This is a genomic window from Roseiarcus sp. (assembly GCF_049514155.1).
Lineage (GTDB): Bacteria > Pseudomonadota > Alphaproteobacteria > Rhizobiales > Beijerinckiaceae > Roseiarcus.
Genome location: NZ_JBEKVH010000264.1, coordinates 1 through 3349 on the forward strand (window position 1 = coordinate 1; position 3349 = coordinate 3349).

A 3349-nucleotide genomic window follows, 5' to 3' on the forward strand; every position below is an offset into this window, starting at 1 on the left:
TCGTGTCCTGGCCGAAAATCGTGATCTTGCCGCTTCGCGCCGGCGTCAGCCCCATCAGGCTGCGCAGGGTCGTCGTCTTTCCCGCGCCGTTGCGACCCAGCAACGCGGTGATTTTCCCCTCGGCGACCTCGATGCCGACGCCGTTGAGGATGTGGCTCTTGCCATAATAGGTGTGAAGGCCTTCGGCCACGAGCGCCGTCATGCCTTCTTCCCCAAATAGGCCTGTTGGACCGCCGCGTCGCCGGCGATCTCCTGGGGCAAGCCTTCCGCGAGCAGCCGGCCGCGATCGAGAACCGTGATGCGATCGGCAAGGCCGAACACCACACGCATGTCGTGCTCGATCAGCACGATCGCCATCTCGGCCCGGCGGTGCAGATCGCGAATGAGCTTAGTGACTGTGTAAGTTTCCTGATCGCCCATGCCCGCGGCCGGCTCGTCGAGCAGCAGGAGACGCGGCCGCAGCGTCAGCGCCATGGCGATCTCGGCGACGCGCTGGTCGCCGTGGGCGAGTTCGCCGACTAGGCGATCGGTCTTGCCGGTCAACCCGGCAAGATTGAGGATCTCGTCGATCCGGCCGCGCACCGCCGACTTCTCGGCGCGGCTGATCCACGGCCTCAGGCGATAGCCGGCGGCGATCTCGACGCCAATCTGCAGATTCTCGAAGACCGAAAGCTCAGGAAATATTTCGGTGATCTGAAAGGTCCGCGCCATGCCAATGGCGACGCGCCGATACGCCGGCATCGTCGTGACGTCGCGCCCGTCGAAGACGATTCTGCCTGCGCTGGGCGGAAAGAAGCCGCTGATCAAATTGAAGAAGGTCGTCTTGCCAGCGCCATTCGGCCCAATGATCGCGCGCAGTTCGCCGCGCGCGACGGCGAGCGAAATGTCGTCGACAGCCACCAGGCTTCCGAACCGCTTTCCGACGTTGACGACTTCCAAGACCTTGGCTGGCGGCGCCGAAGCGGCCTCGCTCGCCCCCTTCGTGTCTAACGCCGAACTCATGCTTGGCTCTTGCTTTTGACGAAGCCGAGAAGGCCGCGCGGAAAGAACAGCACAATGACGACGAACAGCGCGCCAACCCCCGACATCCAGTTGACAGTGACGCTGGAGAGATAGTCCTGAAGCACCACGAACACGGCGGCGCCGAGCAGCGGGCCCCAGAAATTGCGCATCCCCCCCATCACCGCCATCATGACGAAATCGCCCGACTGGCTGTAGTGAAGGCCGCGCGGATCGGCGAAATTGTTCACCAGCGCGTAGAGCGCTCCGGCGAAGCCCATGAAGAAGCAGGACAGAGAGAAGGCGATCCAGATGTGGCGATCGACGGGAATGCCGAGAAACCGCGCCCGCCGCTCGTTCTCGCGGATGGCGATCAGGGTGCGCCCGAACGGCGAGCGCAGGATGAAGGCCATGATCGCCAAGACAAGCGCGAAGCAGACGAGCACGAAATAGTAGAAGGTCTCCGAGTTCGACACGATGTCGAGCTTGAACAGGCCGAAGTCGATCGGCTGGCGCGAGAAGCCGCGCAAGCCGTCGTCGCCGCCGGTCAGCGAGCTCCACTGGAAGGCGATATAGTAGAAGACCTGCCCGATCGCGATCGTCACCATAGCGAAATAGACGCCGCGTCGGTGCGCGATGACCCATCCCAGCGCGGCGCCAACCAACCCGCCGAGCATCATGCCGCAGACAATCGCGAGCGGCGTGCTGGGGGCGAGAAACTTCAAGGCGAAGCCGGCGCCGTAGGCGCCCAGGCCGAAATAGGCGGCGTGGCCGAACGACAGCACGCCGGTGAAGCCGAGCAGAAAATTCACCGACATGGCGGCGAGCGCCAGCACCAGCACGCGCGTGCCCAGCGCCGTGTAGCCGCCGAGCGGGGGCATCCAGTACGGCGCGAGCGCCAGCAGCGCCCAGATCGCTAATAGCACGGCCAGCTTTCGGGTCGAGAGCGTCCCGGTCACGTCATCATGCCTTCTTCGCCCAACAGGCCGCGCGGGCGCGCGAGCAGGATGAACGCCATCAGCACGTACATGACCGCCTCGCTGGCGGCCGGCGCGAACACCGCCGTCACGCCGGAGGCGACTCCGATCAGCAGCCCGCCGATCAAGGTTCCCGTCAGGCTGCCGACGCCGCCGATGATGATGGCGATGAAGCTCGGCATTAGGAGGCCGGTTCCCATGGTCGGCTCGAGGCCGAGCTGCCCCGCCGCCAGCGCGCCAGCCAGCCCAGCGAGATAGATGCCGGCGGCGAAGTTGAGCGAGCGCAGAATCCGCACATTGACCCCCATCGCCGCGACCATCTCGAGATCGAGCGTGGCGGCGCGAATGCGAATGCCCAGCCGCGTGTAACGCAGCAGCGCGAAAATCAGCGCCACCGCGATCGTGACCGTCACGACCATGAAGATGCGATAGCCGGTGATGAAGAAGAGCTCGTGGCTCAGCGGGCGCGCAAGAAAGGGCGGGATCGTCACCGGCTTGCCTTGCGCGCCCCAGATGAAGCGCGTGCCGTCTTCAATGATGAACGCCAAGCCGAAGGTCATCAGCAGGCTGTAAAGCGGATCGCGGCCGTAGAGCGGGCGGATCAAAACCCCCTCGACGGCCAGGCCGATGACTGCAGTGAGCACCGGCGCAATCAGCAGCGCGCCCCAGAAGCCGACATAGGGCGTGATCGTGTAGGCGAGGTATCCGCCGATGACGAGAAACCCGCCGTGGGCGAAATTGATGACGTTGCTCAGATTGAGGATCAGCGACAGGCCGAGCGCCATCAGCGCATAGAATGCGCCGATGATCAGCCCGTTGGTGACGTTGAAAAGCAGAAGCTGCGTCATCGCGGCCTAAGCCGGCCATTGGATCTTGCAGCCTGTCGCGTCTTCGGGCGGCGCGGTCTCGTCGCCGGCGATCACATGGTCGACGCGAAACAGGTCCTCGGGATCGCCGGCGCCGCCGGATTGCGCCTCGCCGACGAAGGCCGACGTCATCAACTGATGGTCGCCGGGGCGATAGTAGCACTTGTTGGGCTGCAGCTTGATTTCAGGCGGCAGCTCGAAATTGCCGAGCGCCTTGGCGAGCGCGACCGAGTCGATCGTCTTCTGCTGATTGGCGACGCCCGCGAGCGTGTGAACCGACGCATAGCCGAACCAATTGCGCGCGGTCGGAACCTTGCCGTTGTTGACCTTGCGGATGTCGGCGACGAATTTATCCACCCCGGGAATGCCCGGCTGTTTCCAGTACCATTCGAACATCCAAATCCCGATGCGCGCTTCCGGAGGCATCGCCTCGAGCGATTCGAGTTCCTGCTGAAGGCCGGCGACGTGAATTTGCTGGTTGAGCCCGAACTGCACGATCTGCTTGAG

At 64.2% G+C, this 3349-nt stretch carries 5 protein-coding genes; all 5 read right to left on the reverse strand.

Annotated elements, in window-relative coordinates:
• Window positions 1-202: ATP-binding cassette domain-containing protein (locus tag ABSF49_RS21150; protein ID WP_424114606.1), on the reverse strand; the 202-nt coding region annotated here is incomplete at its 3' end.
• Window positions 199-1002 carry an ABC transporter ATP-binding protein gene (locus ABSF49_RS21155; protein ID WP_424114607.1) on the reverse strand — a complete coding sequence of 268 codons (804 nt, stop codon included), beginning with the start codon at window positions 1000-1002 and terminating at the stop codon, window positions 199-201. The genes ABSF49_RS21155 and ABSF49_RS21150, both read right to left, overlap by 4 nt.
• The gene (locus tag ABSF49_RS21160) at window positions 999-1958 is read right to left on the reverse strand and encodes a branched-chain amino acid ABC transporter permease (RefSeq protein WP_424114608.1); all 960 of its coding nucleotides are present in this window, start codon (window positions 1956-1958) and stop codon (window positions 999-1001) included. Before ABSF49_RS21160 ends, ABSF49_RS21155 begins: the two co-directional genes overlap by 4 nt.
• Window positions 1955-2824 (reverse strand): branched-chain amino acid ABC transporter permease, encoded by an 870-nt coding sequence (locus ABSF49_RS21165; RefSeq protein ID WP_424114609.1) that lies wholly within the window; start codon window positions 2822-2824, stop codon window positions 1955-1957. The genes ABSF49_RS21160 and ABSF49_RS21165 overlap by 4 nt, the downstream gene beginning before the upstream one ends.
• A gap of 6 nt (window positions 2825-2830) precedes the next feature.
• Window positions 2831-3349: ABC transporter substrate-binding protein (locus ABSF49_RS21170; protein ID WP_424114610.1), on the reverse strand; the 519-nt coding region annotated here is incomplete at its 5' end.

Excerpts from the sequence above, each read along its gene's own strand:
- ABSF49_RS21165 (WP_424114609.1), bottom strand. The coding sequence starts at position 2,824 with ATGACGCAGCTTCTGCTTTTCAACGTCACCAACGGGCTGATCATCGGC.
- ABSF49_RS21155 (WP_424114607.1), bottom strand. The coding sequence starts at position 1,002 with ATGAGTTCGGCGTTAGACACGAAGGGGGCGAGCGAGGCCGCTTCGGCG.